Origin of the sequence: Bacteroides sp. (assembly GCF_028690125.1) — a bacterium.
GTDB lineage: Bacteria > Bacteroidota > Bacteroidia > Bacteroidales > Bacteroidaceae > Bacteroides.
Window position 1 is genome coordinate 10,403 of record NZ_JAQVBV010000034.1, and the last position, 18,119, is coordinate 28,521.

Below are 18,119 nucleotides of genomic sequence, written 5' to 3' on the forward strand. Positions count from 1 at the left end.
CTACAATTAATGAGAAAAAAACATTTGTGCATACTTATATGCTTTCTCGCAAATGCATTGGCAATGGCCGGTGCCAATAATCGCACAATCACAGGTGTTGTACTATCCAGTGAAGATGATCAACCATTGATCGGTGCTTCTATATTTGTGCCCTCCGACGAATTACAAAAAGTCGGTGCCTCTGAAACCTCTTTAGGTACTATTACTGACTTGGATGGAAAGTTTTCTCTTTCCGTTCCCGAAAATATAACAAATATCCATTGCAGTTACATTGGATACGAAGAACAGGTAATCAAATTACAGACCGGAAAAAACAACTACCGTATTGTACTTCAAGCGTCATCACATACCTTAGGAGATGTAGTCGTTACAGGTTATCAGGAATTGGAACGCCGCAAATTAACTGCCGCTATCTCCAAAGTAGATGTAACAGATGCTATGTTAGGCTCTGCAAAAAGTATCGATCAGGCATTGGCAGGACAAATTGCCGGTGTAGCTGTCACTAATACTTCCGGTGCTCCGGGATCTCCCGCACGTATTCGTATTCGTGGTACTGCTTCTTTGAATGGAACTCAAGACCCTTTGTGGGTATTGGATGGAATTCCTTTGGAAGGAACAGATATTCCCAGCTTAGGAGACAATGATAATAATATCGTTGATATGAAGCAATCTTCAATTGCCGGACTTAGCCCAAATGATATTGAAAGTATCACTATTCTGAAAGACGCAGCTGCTACAGCTATCTATGGCGCGCGTGCTGCCAATGGCGTAATTGTGGTGACAACAAAACGAGGAAAAATAGGGAAACCCGTAATTAATTTTAATACACGACTGACTTATAGTCCTAATCTTGATACGTCCCGATTAAATCTTCTTAATTCACAAGAGAAAATCGATTTAGAGCTGGAACTAATGAAAGAACCGGCAGATCCAATTCTAGGCATTCCGGCTTTTTATCAAAAAGGAGGTGTGGCTTCCATATTAAAACAATATAAATTGTTTGATGCTTATCAGGAAAAAGGTTGGAACGGTTTGACAGCTGAAGCACAAAATGCGATTAACCAATTAAAAACAATCAATACAGATTGGAATGATATTTTGTTTAGAGACGCTTTCACACAAGATTATAATTTTAGTATTTCAGGTGGAAGCGAAAAAATTACATACTACAACTCACTTGGCTACTCAAAAGAAGATGGTAATGTTCCAGGTGTAAGTATGAGTCGCTTCAATCTTACAAGCAAAACATCCTATCAGGCAAATAAGATGCTCAAAATTGGTATGTCACTTTTTGCTAACCGACGAAAGAATACAAACTATGTAACAGATAAATATGGCTATGCTAATCCTATCTACTATGCCCGCACAGCCAATCCATATCTGAAACCTTACGATTCAGATGGGAACTATTTATATGATTATGATATTTCAAACAGTAACATACCTAATCCTAAACAAGGATTTAATATTTTTGAAGAAAGAGCTAATACAAGTAAAGAAACACTAACGACTGCAATTAATGCAATCTTTAGTGCAGATTTGCGCTTTAACGACCACTGGAAACTATCATCTCAAGTTGGTCTGCAATGGGAGCAGGCAGGGCTGGAACAATATGTTGGCAACAACACATTTACAACTCGTAATATGCGTGAAGGTAGCCAATACTGGGATAACGTAAATAAGGTATATAAATATGTCATCCCTGAAGGAGGAATGCACAAAGCAGCGAACTCTACAACATCACAGATAACGTGGAAAGTACAAGGCGAATGGAATCAAACTTTTAAAGATATCCATGAAGTTCAGATTATGGCTGGTTCAGAAATTCGGAAAAACTGGTATGAGTCACTGACCTCTAATGCTTACGGATATGATCCGAAAACACTTACAACAAAACCACTCATCTTTAAAGATGAAGATCAAGCCAAATCTTATCCATTGCATACGAAAAGTTATATTGAAAACGCTTTTGCGTCCTTTTATGCAAACGGTTCATATACTTTAATGAAACGCTATACATTAGGAGGAAGTATCCGTATGGATGGCTCTGATCTTTTTGGAGTGGATAAAAAATATAGATTCCTGCCTATTTATTCCATAAGTGGATTATGGCGTATCTCCAATGAATCATTCCTTGAATCAGCTAAGAATTGGATGGATAATTTGTCACTGCGATTATCCTACGGACTACAAGGAAATATAGACAAAAGCACCTCTCCATTCCTTGTAGGGATATACGGTAACCAGACTATACTTCCAGGCAATACAGAAACAAGCATTGATATTTCGGGTGCTCCTAACGACAAATTACGCTGGGAAAAAACAGCTTCATACAATGCCGGAATTGATTTCTCCGTACTCAATTCTGCAATCAATCTTAGTGTAGACTATTATTATCGTAAAGGAACAGATCTTATTGGTAAAAAAAATCTACCTCTGGAGAATGGTTTTGAAAGCATGACAATCAACTGGGCAAGTATGGAGAATAAAGGTGTAGAAGTGAATTTACAAACACGCAACATTACTACACGTAATTTCTCGTGGTATACTACATTCAATTTCGCATATAATTATAATAAAGTATTGAAAGTCTTAACAGCTTCAGATAGCAAAACTCCAGGACTGGAGGGATATCCAGTAGGTACAATTTTTGCCATCAAAAGTAAAATAGACCCTAAAACAGGACGTATATTAATCTATCCAAAAGGAAGCTCCGAGCCAGTTAATGTCGAAACTCTCTTCGATATGTATGATGAAAGTGGCATCGGCTACTATACATATAATGAAAAAGCTGATTTCCAAAGAGAGTTATACACATCTGTCGGAACAACTGAAGCACCATACACCGGAGGATTTATCAATACTTTCAACTACCGTAATTGGGAGTTAAGTTTTAACTTTGCTTATAACATTGGAGCACACGTTCGCACTAGTCCTTCATATGATATTGTTGATTTCGACCCAGGACATAATGCAAACCGAGATGTTCTCAATAGATGGACACCCGAAAACAAGAATGGACAATTTCCTGCTTTACTTAACCGAAACAATTATTCAGCGGACTATTATCTATTCGGAAACGAGAGAGCACTCTACAGAAACTTGGATTTATGGGTAAAACGTCTTAACTACGTACGACTCCAGAATATACGATTAGCATATACATTACCACAAGAATGGCTACGTAAGTTCAGCGTTCATGGAGCAACAGTTGCTGTAGAAGGACGTAATCTGTTTGTCTTCGGTTCCAGCTACAAGAATTATATGGATCCAGAATCAATGGGAAATCTTTATTCTACCCCAATGGCTAAATCGTTTACATTCAATCTTAGTCTTAACTTTTAAACTAAAAAATAATTGTGAATATGAATAAAATTCAAAAATTATATATATACTTCATGCTTGCCGGAAGTCTTATTATAACCTCATGCAGCAATTTTTTAGACATACAGCCCACAGGAAAAGTGATTCCCAATACATTGGAAGAATACAGGGCACTTATGACTACTGTCTATTCTAAAGGATTGATAGACAGAAGTCTTTGTGATATGCGTACAGGTGATATTACAATCCGGAACGACGAATTTGATCAAAGTACCTACAGAGACATTGAGAGATGGGTAGCCAACAATCCTTCCGGGACCGAATTTGGCTGGTCTTCATATTATGAAAACATCTATTATGCTAATGCTATCATAAATAAACAAAATGATATTACTGAAGGTACCAAAGAAGATATTGACCAATTAGTTGGAGAAGCTTATTTTATGAGAGGATATATGCACTTTATACTAGTCAATCTTTTTGGGCAACCATATACTAAGGAAGGAGCACCGATGACAAAGGCTGTTCCACTGAAACTAACACTTGATTTAGAAGAATTACCAACGCGTAATACTGTGGAACAGATATATATATCGATTCTTTCCGATATTGAAAATGCACGCAAGTTCATCAACCGCACAGAGTGGGAAACTGGTTTTAATTATCGCTTTAGTACGTTAGCAGTAGATGCTTTCGAATCACGAGTGTGTCTTTATAAAGGTGATTGGAAAACTGCTTATGATGTAACCGAGCGTTTATTAGCACAAAAATCAACATTAGAAGATTTCAATAGTTCCGATTTCAAAATGCCAAATTTATACGAGTCCATGGAATCTATCACTGCTTATGAAAATGTATATAATAACAGTACACTCAAAGCTTCACAAGCTACAGAAGCATTTGTAAAAATGTTCCAAGAAGGTGATCTTCGTCTCGCAAAATATATTGACGTAGTAAATGCAGATGGCAATTATCCCATTATAAAAAATGATGGAACTAGTAAATACAAATGTAGTTTCCGTACTTCGGAATTATACTTGAATGCAGCAGAAGCTGCTGCTCATCTAAATAAATTACCAGAAGCACGTAACCGTTTGTTACAACTAATGGAAAAACGATATACTCCAACTGCATACGAGCAGAAAGAAAATGAAGTAAGCAATATGAATCAAGCTCATTTAATCACGGAAATATTGAATGAACGTGCTCGTGAATTAGCTTTTGAAGGTCACCGTTGGTTTGATTTGCGCCGCACTACCCGACCAGAAATCAAAAAAATATTCAATGAACAGACCATTGTTTTACAACAAGATGACGTTCGCTATACATTGCAAATCCCGCTAAGTGCAACTAATGCTAATCCTAATTTAATGGATTAACTACATAACTAATATACGATTATTTAGCTTATACAGTTATTATAGTTGCAATCGGTTTCTGGTACAAATGAACACCTAAGTGATACCTGTTTACTTATAAACGATTTGATATTAGAGGTTATCTCAAAATTGAGATGACCTCTTTTGTTAGTCAATCTTAATAGAGAAGAGAAAAACTAACACCCTATTTTAAAACATCAAGTACAACCTCTTTTTTATTACATAAATAAGTCACCTTTCATTTTTATATTCAATATATGAAAAAATAAGAGCTAAAACCTATATCTATCACTTAAAATTTATTCTTTCACTCCCCCTTTACATAATGTTATCCACCATACTCTACTTACATCCATCTCAACTATTTTTCTTGCAATAACGAAAAAACATCTTATCTTTTACGTCTTTTCGTCTCCTTTTGCGTCATTATAATAGATCGCGGTCATAAAATTTAAAAAGAAGAATAACTAAAAATGAGACATGAAACAAGAATCGATCCTCAACAACGAAGATGTGCTAAGTCGTGAACTGGCAGAGCTTATAGAAGCAGAAAGGACACACTTACTACGGTATGCCTGTTACAGAATAGGTAATCTTGCCGACGCTGAAGACGCCATACAAGACATTTTCGTACAGTTGCATATCAGAGAACGAGACCATAAAGGTCAGACACCGGCAAATATGCGTAACTATCTGTATCGAAGTTTGGCAAACTTATGCACTGATCGTCTGCGGAGAGTACAATGCTTACAATTTGTATCACTGGAACAAGTTATCAATTACAGTGAAGACACCCCCGAAGACTTTGAACAAGAGTTTCGCCTTATATCAACTCTGCTCTCTACCATTCCCGAAGAACAGGCAGAAGTGATACGACTACGGATCCATAGTGACAAAAGCTTTGCCGAAATAGCAGAAATACTGAATATGCCTATATCATCGGTTAAGTCACGTTTTCAATACGGAATTGAGAAAATAAGAAAGGGATTGAAGGAACAACAGTCCCTAAAAGTAAAAGAACAATAAACTTTGTAACACCATGAAATGTAAAGAATTCAAGAAGAATATAGTGGAGCTGTGTGATAAAAATACAGATCCTAGATTAGTAGACGAATGTATGCACCATATGGAAGAATGCCTCGAATGTAAATCATATTACGAGGATTATATGGCAACTGTAAGTATGTTGTGCCCACGCTATGCACCTATGGCAATACAATCAAAGTCACCAGAAACAAAGATTGAATCATCTGCTATCGAAAGAAAATCTAGTGAAAAACAACACAAAATTCAACAGTTGCGCATAAGGTTTACACAAATAGCAGCAGCTCTAATTATCTTCGTGGCAGGTATAATGACAGGATTAAGCAATCTTTTCTCAACGGATGCAAAAGCTATTCCATCACCATCACTGATTTTCGAACAGGCTATCAGAAATGTACACAATGCCGGTAGTTTTATCATCAACATGAATGCACGCACTCTACCAAACGAGAATATGGCTTACTTTAATCCTGATGCCGAATTCGTAAATATTAGCTTAAAAGTTCTGCACCAAAATGATTCTACTTTCTGGAGATTAGAAAAGGAAGGAGGAAGAGCGATCCTGTTCGATGGTCGAGAACAATATATGTGGGATAATATCGGTCTGAAAGTACGCGGCTCAGCCACTACTGGTTTTATGGAAAGTTTCGCTTCATTACTCGAACCCGAAAAACTTCTGGAACAACAAAAAACGGCTATAGCCAATAATAACAAAGGAGATGTGAAAATGTCAGAAACTGACTCAAAAATAGTCATAACAACATATACAGAAATGTACGACAATAACCTCTATTCACTTCTCCATAATTCCAAACTGGGAAAGCATAAATGTATAATCGAAAATGTGTTTACCAAGAACGATGGTCTACTCCGGGAAATACGGGTATGGGTAGAGCAAAATGGCAAAAAGGTTCTGATTCTCAGCAGTTCTGAGATAAAATATAATACATTATTACGTAAAGAGGACTTATTATGCCTTCCTAATATTGACAAATCACAATGGGTATCAGCCGAGGAGCCACTACTGAAAGAAGGAGCGCATTTAAAAGCTCTACAAAATGAAACAGCCACAGAAGCAGCACGTAGAATTTTAACAGCACTTACTAACGGAAACCCGGAACAAGCCAAAGAAGCTCTCCAAACCTATGACCGGGCAGAACTTTCTAAAAGGTTAAGTGGCTGCAAGGTTTCAGAGTTCAGTATGCCTAAAAAGAAAGAAAACAATGCAAGTGTATTCGTATTTTATAAATTGACTCAACCTGATGGAACATCCCAAATGAACTATGTCGTTCTGCGTCAGGACAATGATCAGAAAATATGGATACTTGACGGTGGTCTTTAATTCTTAAAAATCGGACATAAGATAAATAGACGACACAATCCCTTTCTAAAATATCCCCTTACGAATAATGAACTGCACTCCTAAAGTTTTGTGTCCAACTTTTGGGGTGCAGTTCATAACGCCGTGCGTCATACACCGCCGCAATCACCACATTGAGGTTGAGCAGCAGAGGGGGCGACATACGGGTGTAGCCTTCTGCCGTGCGCTGCACGGGTGCGGAGATGCCGCCCGATGTTTCGCGCTCTACACTGAACAGCGACACCACCATCTTGTTGGGCTTCTCTTCCACACCGTTGCCCACCACTCCCGCTTCCGCCAGTCCTTCGGGCTGACGGTGCAGGTGCGAGAGGTATTCATCCAGCCGCTCGGCGTAATAGGTCAGAATCTTGTTTATCATCCTTGTTTCAGTCTTATTGGTTCAGGTACGCAAGTACTCCTTCCACGGTGATGTCCGTCACGCACTGCTTGCCTGCCTCTGACAGCAGGAAGTCCACATCCTGCTTGTTGTCTTGGAAGAAGTTCTCCACCAGCACAGCGGGACAGTTGGTATGCTTACAGATGTAGAGGCTGCTCGTCCAGTAGTTGTGGTCGGCGGCTTCGGTACGTACCTTCACTTTCTTCGTGGCTGCCACATCGGCAAGGGCGGTTGCCAACCGCTTGCTGCCCGCCGAGGCTGTGGGGTCTACGAAGACGCTCCACCCGCCGGCGTTCATCCATGCCGAGCCGTTGCCGGCGGCATTGCAGTGGATGGAGACAAGTATCGCCTGCTTGCCGCTTTCGGCATAGGCGGCATTGGCGCGGCGCACGCGCTCTTCGAGGGAGATGTCGGTGTCTTCCGTCACAATCCGCAAAGAGTCGATGCCGGCGCTTTGCAGGCGGGCTACTACGCTGTCGGCTATCTCACGGGTATATGCCCATTCCAGCAGACGCCCGTCGGGCGAGCGTTTGCCGGGTGTGTTGTTGCCATGACCATTGTCTATAAGTACTTTCATAAGGCTGATTGTTTTTAAGATTAATTTCCTTGCTCTATCGGTTCACCGTGAACTTGCTCAAGCGGATGTTGGGGCGGGAGTACTTGTCGCCCTCGCCATAGTCTACATTCAATGACAGGTTGGTGCCGGTGTATGCAGCGTCAGTGCCTTCAGCGACCATTGCTCTCGCAGCCAATAAGGAAAATACATTTCGTTTCATAACTATTTATTATTTCGTTTTTTAGTCTTGTATCTATTTGACAATTTTAGTTACTGTGAGCGGCAGATTGCAAATCCGCCGCAACGGACTGCATTATCCTTAATATCCCAAATCAGTTGTTCCAAGAGGCTCCCCATTGAACGTAGCACCCTGCCAAACTTCTAAAGGAAGATATTGTGGATCCGTATTCTTCGTTTTGCCGACTTTACGGATTTCAGTACCAGTAAGACTTCCATTACTATTCTTTGCTTTGAAATCACTAAAATACACAGCCGGGTCTGTCTTTGTACTTTCTATCACAATGGGGCTCTTGATAGTCTGTGTTCCATTTGTCCTATAAGAAAAGCCTATACCAGCACCACACATTTTAAAACCCATATAATCTTCAACATAAGCTGTAATTGGCGAATTGACAATTTTTATGCTGTTTATACTGCAGTTGGCAGCACTAAATCCAAAACCAATGGTAGCCGCCATTGGTCCACTGGTGGCAATTATAATGGAATTTTTAATAAGAATATCATTTATATTAGCATGTGCTCCATCATGCCCCATGCCTATAGCTGCGCCTCCGCCAGAATCCCCATAGCCTCCGGTCACATCAAGTGTGACATTTTCTATTGTTATGTCTTTGCATCCTTTTTCTTTTTCGGAATCACAGCCTATTCCGGGTTGTGTAGATGTACCTGCATGAATGGTCAATTTGCTGTCCGCAGCATTTTCTGTTGATCCCTTTATAGTTACGCTGGCATCGGGGCCGACGAGAATACCCGCTCCATTGCCCTTGAAATTGTTATTTGTACCGATTACTGTAATCACAGGGCTTCCTTGGGTTACTGCAATGGCGTTCGTTACACCATCAGAGACAGTGCGACTTGCATCCTTCAAGAAGACAGATACATCGCCCGTAATGGATACGGTACCCGTATAGGTGCCACTCATCAAGATATAACCACTGCTATATGTACCACCTTCAGCAGGAACCTTGGTTACAACGGCATTTGCAGCATAGCTTTGTCCATTCACTGAAGCATCGGTGACGGTCTTTTCAATCTTATACGTTGATCCGTCTTGGACTATAGCAAAAGTAAAATTAGCACCCTTCGTCCATGAGCCATAGAAGTAGGCATTGCCTTTGTCGTCGGCAGTGGCGGAGATTGCGGTGGCGGCAGTGGTGATTCCATCGTTGGCGGTGAATGCCTCTGAGGTGAGAGTTACCTTATTAGTAGCGGTAGCTGCTACACGCAGGCGGCTGTACGTTCTCGTCGCGGGGAAAGCGATGCTTAACTTACCCTCTTTTGTGAGCGAAGTATAAGGCATTTGATTCTCGGCAGTGAGGTATTCGTCCGTTCCGGCTGCTTTGTCGGTCTTCAATGCTAACTCTTTTGAGGCGGTGTTCCACTCATAGCAGGGCGCATAATAGGCGGTGGTCTTTATACCTGCCTCGTAGGTGGAGGTAGTGAGGGATATAGCTTTATCGGCTGTCCAAGAAGTGCCATTATAGGTCAGCTTGTAGCACTCGGTGCTTACAGCCTTGCCTGTGCAGGCTTTTGTTACATCATCAAAGCCGGGATAAACTTCTACTTTGAGCAGAATCTCATCACTGTTTGCCCAAGCGGTTTTGCCTGCATCGAACGTTCCGACGGCACGGGTAGCGACATTCTCGGTAAATGCGGGGAAGGCACCTACCTCTATTGGGGTGCCGTTGAGCGTGGCGTTGCCGCCGTTGTCTGCCAATTCATCGTCGGCAGAGCAAGCTGTCAGTGTGCAGAGTAGCAGGGTCACTAACAACGATTGTATCTTGAAACTATACTTTTTCATTTTTCTGTTCTTTCTATCTGATTATTTAATTTCGGTTTCGCCGTCTTCTGTGCCCCAGCCGGGAAGCGGAGTGGTACTGCCCGAAGGAGTGGTTACCTCTACGCCCGAAAGGGTAAGTTTATCGTTCAACGTCAGATTGAAGGTATAAACATAGCCGCTCACAAAGTTTTGCTTTTTGGTAATCTTTTTCAACTCAGAAGCATCCATGCTGAAAGAGGTGTAGGTGTTTCCGTCTTGGGTGGTGATGTCGAACGTCAGATGCTTGTCTGCCAAAGCGTGTTCGGCATCTTGGGGAAGTACGAGCATATAGCCGTAGTATTTGCCTTCGGCTGCTATGTTGGCATCTGTCAAATTGAGCGTAACGGACGAGGTATAGCCTGTTTTATCCGTAGGTTCAAGGATGCTGACCCGTGTATTTTCGTCTGTCACTGTACCCATAAGACACTTCCATTGTTTTTCATTGGGGAAGATTTTGCTGCCATTCGTTTCGCGCATCACGATGGACGTTACGGTTGCTGCCTCCGGACGCTGGTTGGTCAGTGCTATGCGGATAGTAGCCGGTATGTGCTTGAAGTATAGGTCCGAAGATGTCAGTTGTTGGTCAGTTTCTCCCTTAAGTGTGCCTGTCCCTGTCATATACATATAGTCTTTCAGGTGTTTGGCATCGCCCGATGCAGCTTGGGTAAAATCAGTAGGCATAGCCAAATTTTTATAAAAAGAGTTCGGAATATCAGGATCAGGAGCGTTTAAAATAGGAGTAATGCAATAAATCGCATTACCAGCGGAATGTTTACTTGCATCTAAATAATATCTGGAAGTAAGTGTAGCTTTGTCCGGTTGGCCGGTCAGTTCAATTTTTAAGGAACTGTATGGAATACTAAAATTCTTATCCGGTTCTGTACTCCATGATGCACCGATTGTTCCATCCTTAGTAATGACCATAGAATAAATATCATAAAGTTCATCGCCTGCTTGATTATTGCCTGCAACATCCCAATGAAAAGACAGACCGCCTGTGTGGGTATTGTTATCCTCCCAATGCGCCCCACGCGTCATTGATTGTTCGTTTTCGCCATTGTAGGCGGTCATCACCAGCTTCTTTCCAGCCGGCTGTGTGGTGGCTGCATCATCCTCATTGCTGCAAGCAGCCAGCGAAAGCAACATCAGTGCAGCCAACGATGCCGCACCGATATGTTTGATTTTAAGTTGTTTCATCATCTTATTATTCTCTTTCTGTTTTATGCCATTTTTGAATTGTCCGTCCAAGGGAACTCTCGGGTAGAATTCATGGGAGATGCGTCTCCGAATGTTCCGCCGTATTCTCCGCTACCTCCATATCCTTGAAGTACGGCATCTTCCACTTCCATCTCTATCACTTCGATAGCAGGCTTTACATACGTTTCTTTACTGGTTTCCAGACTCTGTTCTGTACTTTTTAATTCATTCATAATTTTACTTTTTAAAAATGTTATTATTCAATTGATTGTTAGTATGCTTTCTTTAGTTCCACCGTTTCATCCGCCCACGGCATCACCTCGCGGCTGTGGGTGATAACAAGTACCGTTTTGCCGGTGGCCGCTGCTTTCAACCGTTGCATCAGCAGTTGCTGCGTCTGCGCGTCGAGTGCCGAGGTAGGCTCGTCCAGCAGCAGGATGCCGCCGCTTCGTAATAGCCCGCGGGCAATGGCGATGCGTTGCGCCTGCCCTTCGCTCAGCCCCGCGCCCCCTTCTCCGCAAAGAGTGTCCAAACCGTCGGGTAAGCTGAACACAAATTCCGCTACGGCGGTCCGGAGGGCTTCTTGCAGTGCTGCTTCCGTGGCGCACGGGTTGCCCAGCAGCAGGTTATCGCGGATGGTGCCGCTCATCAGTGTGTTGCCTTGCGGCACATACACCAAGTTACAACGGGTAAGCGGCGATACCGCTTTCTCTTTCTCCTTATTGTAGAGGGTGATGCTTCCTTTATCGGGCTGCAACAGGGCAAGCGCCAACCGTATCAGGGTGCTCTTGCCCGCTCCCGTTTCGCCGGCGATGGCGGTCAGGCTGCCGGGCGTGAAGTGGTGGCTGAAATTCTTGATGACTTGCCGTGTGCCATCGGGATAGGCGAAGCTCACGTTCTCCATCTTGATTCCGATGCTTCCGTTGAGCCGCTGCGGCGTGCCCTGCTGCTCTTGGGGCAGGTGGTCAAGTTCTGCCAGCCGTTCCACCGAGGTGAGCGTATGCACCAAGGCGGGTATCTGCCGGCTCAGCTCCACCACGGGACGCTGCACCTGCGCTACCAGTTGCAGGAAGGCGGTCATCATGCCGAAGGTCACCGCTCCGCTCTGCAAGCCGAAGACGCCCCACAGGAAAGCGGTGGCATAGCCTGCGGCAAACCCACCTTGCACGGCGGTGCGCGAGAAGAGGGAGAAGTCCGTGCGCTGCATCACTTGGCGCATCAGGGTGGTTTGCAAGGCGGCAAGCGTGCCGGTGGATTGCTCCGTGTGCTCCAAGGTGCTGATCAGGGTGCGGTGTTGCAGGTGCTCCTGCACGTGTGCCTGCACCCGACTGTCGGTGGTGCGTATCGCCTTGGTCAGGCTTCGCATCCGCTTCATATAGAGTTTGCTCATCAAGAGAGCTGCGGGCATGATGGCGAGCAGCGTCCATGCCAGCCGTGCTTCGAGCATCAGCAGGAAGCAGAAGGCGGCAATGAGTTGAATCAGGGTGACGAGGGTGAATGGCACGGCGCTGCACAGGGTATCGGTCACTACACGCACATCCTCTTCCAGCCGGTTGAGCACGTCGCCCGTATGCAAGCGTTCGCGTCCCGTCCATTGGCTCTCCATCAGTCGGGAGAAGAGGCGGTGGCGCAGGGCGTTCCCCATGCGCACGCTGTTCTTGGTGTCGATGCGGGAGGCAGCTGCCGAAACAGCCAGTTGCAGTGCCATGCAGGCGAGCATCCCTATGATATAAGGGGTAAAGCTCTGCGCAGTGTTTCCGGTGGCGATGTCTATCAAGCGTTTGGTGAACCACACAAAGGCAAGCGAGGCGCATACGCACAGTACTCCTGCCGCTCCGCTGAGCGAAACGGAAAGACGGAAGCCCTGTGAGGTGTTCCAAAGCCATTGTATGCAGTCTCTTGTCTTCATTGTTCTATGTTTATTCTTTTGTCTTTATTCTCTGTTTTCTTTTCTGTTTCCGAATAGTGGAAACCCATACCTGTTAGGGCTTGTATCAGCCCTTTAATACCTTGCACAAGGAAGCGCGCGTAATACTCCGCTGCCCTTAGGGGCGACACGGAGGCTATCCCAATGATTCGGCTGCTGATGTATCGCAGCGAGTGGAGCTTTCCGGTAATGATGCCGTCCGGTCTTCCGCTTTGCGCGGTGTTGTACTTGCCGAAGTTGCCCTCGGACAGGATGCGTGCCAGTACCTTATCCGCCTGTGGGCGTAGGCTCGCGTCGAAGAACGGAAATTCCGCTTCGGGCAGTCCCAGCTCCTTCACGGTGATGCAGCCGAAGATGCGCCACGCCCTCCACAACCCGAAGGATGTGAGGCGTTCTTTCAGTTCGGCAAGGTCTGATTTTTCGTAAAAACGATGCAGCACCATGACCCAGTCGCAAAGTTGCCGCAACCCGATACCGCCCGCGATGAAGTGGTGCCACAGGTGGTTGAAGATGTACACGGCATTGACGCAGACGGAGGGCACTTGTATCTCTTTTCCTTCTATGTGCACGATGTCCGTTTGGTCCTCTTGCAGATGGTCCGTGCTCCAACGCTGAAAACGCGCGTCCTGCCACGGATTGGAGAGCTTTTCGGCGATGCGGTGCAGCTCCACCGTGACACCGCCGAAGGTGGTATGGAAATGCTTCTCGCTTTCTGTATAGGGTGTTTCTTCTCCGTTCCGCTTCCTCAGCAGCCGGCACGCGCGGGGGTAGTTCTCCTTACCGATATAGAGGTCGATGTCTCCGCACATCCGTAGCATGGGGTGTGGATAGAGCGTGGCGACGCCCTGCCCTTTGAGCAGTACGGGATGAATGCCCTCGGCTTGGAGCAAGCCAACCACCTCGACCAGCCTGTTATTGAGCAGCGCGTGGCGGCGGGCGATGGCAGCCACCTGTCCGGTAAGCTTCCTTAGCGTGTCCGTTGCGGGTTGCAGCTCCGCCGGCAGACGGAAAATGGCATCGGCTACCAGTCCCGACACCGTCTGTTGTTCGGCAAGTGTTAGGAGGACGTTCCAATCGGTATCTTGATTGAACAGCCGCTCGTTGTCTGCCGCTTCATTCCAAAGCCCGGCACGCAGCAGGGTGAAGAAAGCCTCCGTAGGGTCTGCTTGTGTCATATCCTCTCCTTATTCTATGATTCGGGCATCCGCCCAATTCTGCAAAATTTCTTGCGCATCGGCACGCGCCGTTGCCTCGTCCACCTCATAGTGCTCGGTGAGCAGGCTGGCGAGGGTGTCGGTGTCAAAGTCTTTGTTCTCCACTTGCTGCCACAGGTAGGCGGCAGATGCGTTCATGCCAATCATTTGGTTGAAGTCCACTTGTCCCAGTCCTTCGCCGGTCACGATGTATTCCGTGCCGATTCTTCTTAATTTAAATCCTTCTATAATTTTCATTGTTATCTGTTTTTATTAGCTCCTCATAACTCCTTTAACCCTTTCTATTCTTCTATACCCTGCCAGCAACCAACGACGCATGGGGCGTAATCTGCGCCATAATGCCGCCTTGCAGCGTTCACCTCGGCTGTCGGTGTCAATAGGGCATCCGTTCCGGATAATCCTTACCGCTTTGGCAAGTACCCGGCAGGGGGTGCATTGTTCCGTGCCGCTCAGGTTGCCGTCACCCATCAGGGTGATACGGTCGCCGTCGAGGGCGATGATGCGGTGGAGTACATAGTGCCTTTCCGCAATCTCTGCCAGCACGATGTCACCCGTTTGCAGACGGTCCGCCTTTTGCAGTACGACACTGTCCCGTCCGCTCACGATGAAGGGCAACATACTGTTTCCCTTGCCACGGAGGGTGACGGAAAGCCCCTCTTGTACCATTCGCCCTACTTCGGGCAGCAAGGTTTCGTTGGGTACGGTCACTCGCTGCATAAGGACTCCTTTCTTCCGGGATTTCCGGTTTCCGTCTCCTGCTTGGGTGCTGCAACGGTGGAGTGGCATAGCTGTGCCGCCGCTTCATCGGGCAGGCACTCCAAGCGGTAGCAGGGGACAGTGGTTATAATCTGTTCAATAGTGGCGTGCACATCGTTCGCCATCCCGCTTTCCCACTTCATACACGAGCATGAGGGGGTGAGTGAGGCGTATGCCTCTAGGGTGGAGAGCTTTTTTATCCGGTTTTCCTTGGCTTGGCGCAACCGCACAATACCGCCCACGGGTGCGGAGGCGTTGCGGTAGCAGGGTGTCTTGCCGCTCCACGGACTGCCGTAGGCAATGACCTCGCCCGTCTCGTTGATGCGCAGGATGGGGTGGTCGTCGTTGAGGGGTTCTACACCTCTTATATAGTGTTGCCAAAGTCGGCTGTGCGTACTCTTGCCCGTGCCGCTCCGTCCGAGGAACAGATAGGCTTTTCCTTCGAGCATTACCGCCGAGGCGTGGGTATGTACCGTGCCCGTTCCGGCAGTGGAAAGGGCAAAAAGCAGCATGAGCGCACTGTTGAGTCCTATCAGTTGGTGCAGGTGCGAACCGTAAAGGACAGCTTCGGAACGGGTGAAATCGGGGGAGACACGCAGACGACAGTTCTTCTCGCCGGATAAGGCGGGGTAGAACTCAAACAGATAGCCACCGCTGGTGCGGAATACATCTAGCCGGGAGGATTCTTCCGATCTGTCGCTATTGATAAAGACAGGGGTGGCATCGTCTGCTTCCAGCTCTTTGCAGACAGTTAAAGTGAAAACAAGTCCGGTTTCATCAAGAGTTTTCGCTTTCCCATCGGTAGCTTTTGCTTCAAAGGGAGCATAGGCGGTGAGCCACTCCCACAAGGGAGAGCCAGCTTCCATCTGTAAGCGGAAGGTATGGCGGGCTACGGTATAATCTATCTTTTTCATTTTATCGTTTCTTTTGCTGTTCATCCTTAAATGGTAGCGTTCAGCGTACTTAAATAGTCGAACGATTGTTGTTCAGTTTGTTTCATTCGGAATTCAATTTTTGTATCTTCTTTCTGATCTGTCAGGCACTATCCAGATGGAGTTTGTACTCAGCAGCTGTGGCAAACCAACGGATATAGAGTAGTTTCTTGGCATAGTGGTCATAAACAGAATTACAACAATCAGCCAACGTAAGGGCTAAAAGCGTAAGCACGAGTGGCAAGGAACTGTTTATTGCACGCGTTGCACGAATTACTAATTGTAGGTAAGAATGTACATAAATATCCGACATCACCAGATTATTGGTGATCAATATTACATCTATTTTTTTCATGTGATGGGTAAGCATTGGCAAAGTCTGAAATTTTGTCACTCAGCAATATTTACGAGTTGTTATCTCTTCTTAAAAATGAAAACTACACATTGCAGTTTTCACGGCACAAAGGTAGTCACTGCGTTTCATTGGTGTGTTTCATATACGTAAAAACCCGCCTTTCAAATACGTAAATTCGCCTTTATTTCTTTCAAATGCATCAATTGACGTATTTGAAAGAGGTTTATTTGGCTTAAAATAAATAAACCCGTACCTTTGCACGCGTTAATTAAGCAAAAGAATGATAGAAGATTATTATAGCAATATACAGTTCGCAGTGTGCGTGCTTTTACTGGCTACGGGGAGTCACTTATTGATTGGAAAGGTTCCGGAAAAATCAATTTTTGATACATACCGCAAATCGAGGAAGATAATGGGAGGAGGTTTTCTTGTGTTCTGTATGCAATTTTTCATCCAATGGAAGTTTAATGCCAGAGATGCCTTTCCAATAGTGGCATCGGCACTGAATATCACCTTCTTCTATTTATCAACTATTATGGTAGGCTTTTCGTTTATTTCACTACTTAACGAGAAGTATATGAACCGCAAACGGACGGTGACACACCTCTCTTTTTGGGCTGTTATAAGTACTATCGTTTGGCTTTCTGTGGCTTTTTTGCCACGAAGTGTCTCAATATGGGTGCTCATATTCGCTGCGGGATGGCTTTTTGTGTACGTGGGTCGCCTGTCATGGGTATTTTTTAAAACATATCGCAACGCAGTACAGAAGATACAGAACTATCATTCCGACGACGTAGACGGCTTTATCCGATGGGTCAGCAAGAGTGTGTTTTTTACTATTGTCATGGGGCTACTCTGCTCTGTAATGGCATTTGCTCCCAAGTGGATGATTACCATTTATCTTACCGTTAGTATTCCTTTCTTCTATTATATTTTTGTCTGCTTCCTCGATTATCTCATTCACTACGAAATGGTGGACAATGCCATTGAGGAGGAATCCGAGATCGAAACTTCGAACATACAGACAGATAAGACTTTGACATATGAGCAGATAGAAGAAAAACTGCAAGACTGGATCGCGGCAAAAGGCTATCTGCAGTCCAAGATAAATATGGGAGATATTGCCCTACAAATAGGTTCGAACCGTTCCTATCTGTCCAGTTTCATCAATACAAAATATGGCTGCACCTACTACAAGTGGATTGCGCTACTGCGCACCCAAGAGGCGAAAAAGCTGCTGATTGACCAGCCGGAATTGACGATTCCACAGATAGCTGAAAAAGCGGGATTCTCTTCCAACACTCATTTCACCACCCTATTCACAAAGGAGGAGGGACTTCCACCAGCCCAATGGAGGGAGAAACACACAGGTGTATAAACAGTATTTCCGGTACTTTTCCTATTTTTGTAACTATGCGAACAGACATACGTCCTCGATAGCGAACTGGTGTAACAAAAACTAAGAGCAAACATTTTTGGGATAAGGAGAAATCTTGTTTTCCTTTAAATGAAAAAATGTTTTTTATTTAAAGGAAACTATAACCGCAAGCTCCGTTTATATAATTGAAGCTTTTGATTACATAATCGCAAGCTCCGATTTTATAAACGGAGCCTGCGAT

General features: G+C 44.9%; 17 protein-coding genes. 5 read left to right on the forward strand and 12 right to left on the reverse strand.

Annotation, left to right across the window (positions count from 1 at the left end; genetic code table 11):
* The first annotated feature begins 9 nt into the window (after positions 1–9).
* The 4 genes from PHO71_RS18755 to PHO71_RS18770 all read left to right on the forward strand — a co-directional run bounded on the left by PHO71_RS18755 (position 10) and on the right by PHO71_RS18770 (position 7,089).
* Complete coding sequence (locus tag PHO71_RS18755) at positions 10–3,345, forward strand: SusC/RagA family TonB-linked outer membrane protein (protein ID WP_300206270.1); 3,336 nt, start codon at positions 10–12, stop codon at positions 3,343–3,345.
* A 20-nt stretch (positions 3,346–3,365) separates the two neighbouring features.
* Positions 3,366–4,703, forward strand: coding sequence for a RagB/SusD family nutrient uptake outer membrane protein (locus PHO71_RS18760; RefSeq protein WP_300206272.1), 1,338 nt, complete (start codon positions 3,366–3,368; stop codon positions 4,701–4,703).
* Between the two features lie 480 nt (positions 4,704–5,183).
* A complete protein-coding gene (locus PHO71_RS18765) occupies positions 5,184–5,729 on the forward strand; it encodes an RNA polymerase sigma factor (protein ID WP_300206274.1) in 546 nt (181 codons plus the stop codon).
* Positions 5,730–5,742: 13 nt separating this feature from the next.
* Positions 5,743–7,089 carry a zf-HC2 domain-containing protein gene (locus tag PHO71_RS18770; protein WP_300206276.1) on the forward strand — a complete coding sequence of 449 codons (1,347 nt, stop codon included), beginning with the start codon at positions 5,743–5,745 and terminating at the stop codon, positions 7,087–7,089.
* A gap of 58 nt (positions 7,090–7,147) precedes the next feature.
* Here the strand turns inward: PHO71_RS18770 and PHO71_RS18775 are convergent, their stop codons facing one another.
* The 12 genes from PHO71_RS18775 to PHO71_RS18830 form a co-directional block, all read right to left on the reverse strand.
* Entirely contained in the window at positions 7,148–7,486 is a 339-nt protein-coding gene (locus tag PHO71_RS18775; protein WP_300206278.1) for a hypothetical protein, read from the reverse strand.
* A gap of 13 nt (positions 7,487–7,499) precedes the next feature.
* A complete protein-coding gene (locus PHO71_RS18780; RefSeq protein ID WP_300206280.1) occupies positions 7,500–8,081 on the reverse strand; it encodes an N-acetylmuramoyl-L-alanine amidase in 582 nt (193 codons plus the stop codon).
* A gap of 34 nt (positions 8,082–8,115) precedes the next feature.
* Positions 8,116–8,280, reverse strand: coding sequence for a hypothetical protein (locus tag PHO71_RS18785; protein WP_300206282.1), 165 nt, complete (start codon positions 8,278–8,280; stop codon positions 8,116–8,118).
* Positions 8,281–8,379: 99 nt separating this feature from the next.
* Positions 8,380–10,101, reverse strand: coding sequence for a hypothetical protein (locus tag PHO71_RS18790; protein ID WP_300206284.1), 1,722 nt, complete (start codon positions 10,099–10,101; stop codon positions 8,380–8,382).
* Positions 10,102–10,122: 21 nt separating this feature from the next.
* Entirely contained in the window at positions 10,123–11,319 is a 1,197-nt protein-coding gene (locus PHO71_RS18795) for a fimbrillin family protein (protein WP_300206286.1), read from the reverse strand.
* Between the two features lie 20 nt (positions 11,320–11,339).
* Entirely contained in the window at positions 11,340–11,549 is a 210-nt protein-coding gene (locus tag PHO71_RS18800; RefSeq protein WP_300206288.1) for a hypothetical protein, read from the reverse strand.
* Positions 11,550–11,587: 38 nt separating this feature from the next.
* Positions 11,588–13,225: an ABC transporter ATP-binding protein gene (locus PHO71_RS18805; protein WP_300206289.1), complete on the reverse strand. Its 1,638-nt coding sequence runs from the start codon at positions 13,223–13,225 to the stop codon at positions 11,588–11,590.
* Complete coding sequence (locus tag PHO71_RS18810; protein ID WP_300206290.1) at positions 13,222–14,418, reverse strand: nucleotidyltransferase family protein; 1,197 nt, start codon at positions 14,416–14,418, stop codon at positions 13,222–13,224. Before PHO71_RS18810 ends, PHO71_RS18805 begins: the two co-directional genes overlap by 4 nt.
* A 9-nt stretch (positions 14,419–14,427) precedes the next feature.
* The gene (locus PHO71_RS18815) at positions 14,428–14,694 is read right to left on the reverse strand and encodes a PqqD family protein (protein WP_300206291.1); all 267 of its coding nucleotides are present in this window, start codon (positions 14,692–14,694) and stop codon (positions 14,428–14,430) included.
* Between the two features lie 15 nt (positions 14,695–14,709).
* Positions 14,710–15,174: a S24/S26 family peptidase gene (locus PHO71_RS18820; RefSeq protein ID WP_300206292.1), complete on the reverse strand. Its 465-nt coding sequence runs from the start codon at positions 15,172–15,174 to the stop codon at positions 14,710–14,712.
* Positions 15,162–16,127 carry a hypothetical protein gene (locus tag PHO71_RS18825; RefSeq protein WP_300206294.1) on the reverse strand — a complete coding sequence of 322 codons (966 nt, stop codon included), beginning with the start codon at positions 16,125–16,127 and terminating at the stop codon, positions 15,162–15,164. The genes PHO71_RS18820 and PHO71_RS18825 overlap by 13 nt, the downstream gene beginning before the upstream one ends.
* A 121-nt stretch (positions 16,128–16,248) precedes the next feature.
* The gene (locus PHO71_RS18830) at positions 16,249–16,500 is read right to left on the reverse strand and encodes a hypothetical protein (protein WP_300206296.1); all 252 of its coding nucleotides are present in this window, start codon (positions 16,498–16,500) and stop codon (positions 16,249–16,251) included.
* A gap of 280 nt (positions 16,501–16,780) precedes the next feature.
* Between PHO71_RS18830 and PHO71_RS18835 the strand changes: the two genes are divergently transcribed.
* A complete protein-coding gene (locus tag PHO71_RS18835) occupies positions 16,781–17,878 on the forward strand; it encodes a helix-turn-helix domain-containing protein (protein WP_300206298.1) in 1,098 nt (365 codons plus the stop codon).
* Positions 17,879–18,119: the final 241 nt, after the last annotated feature.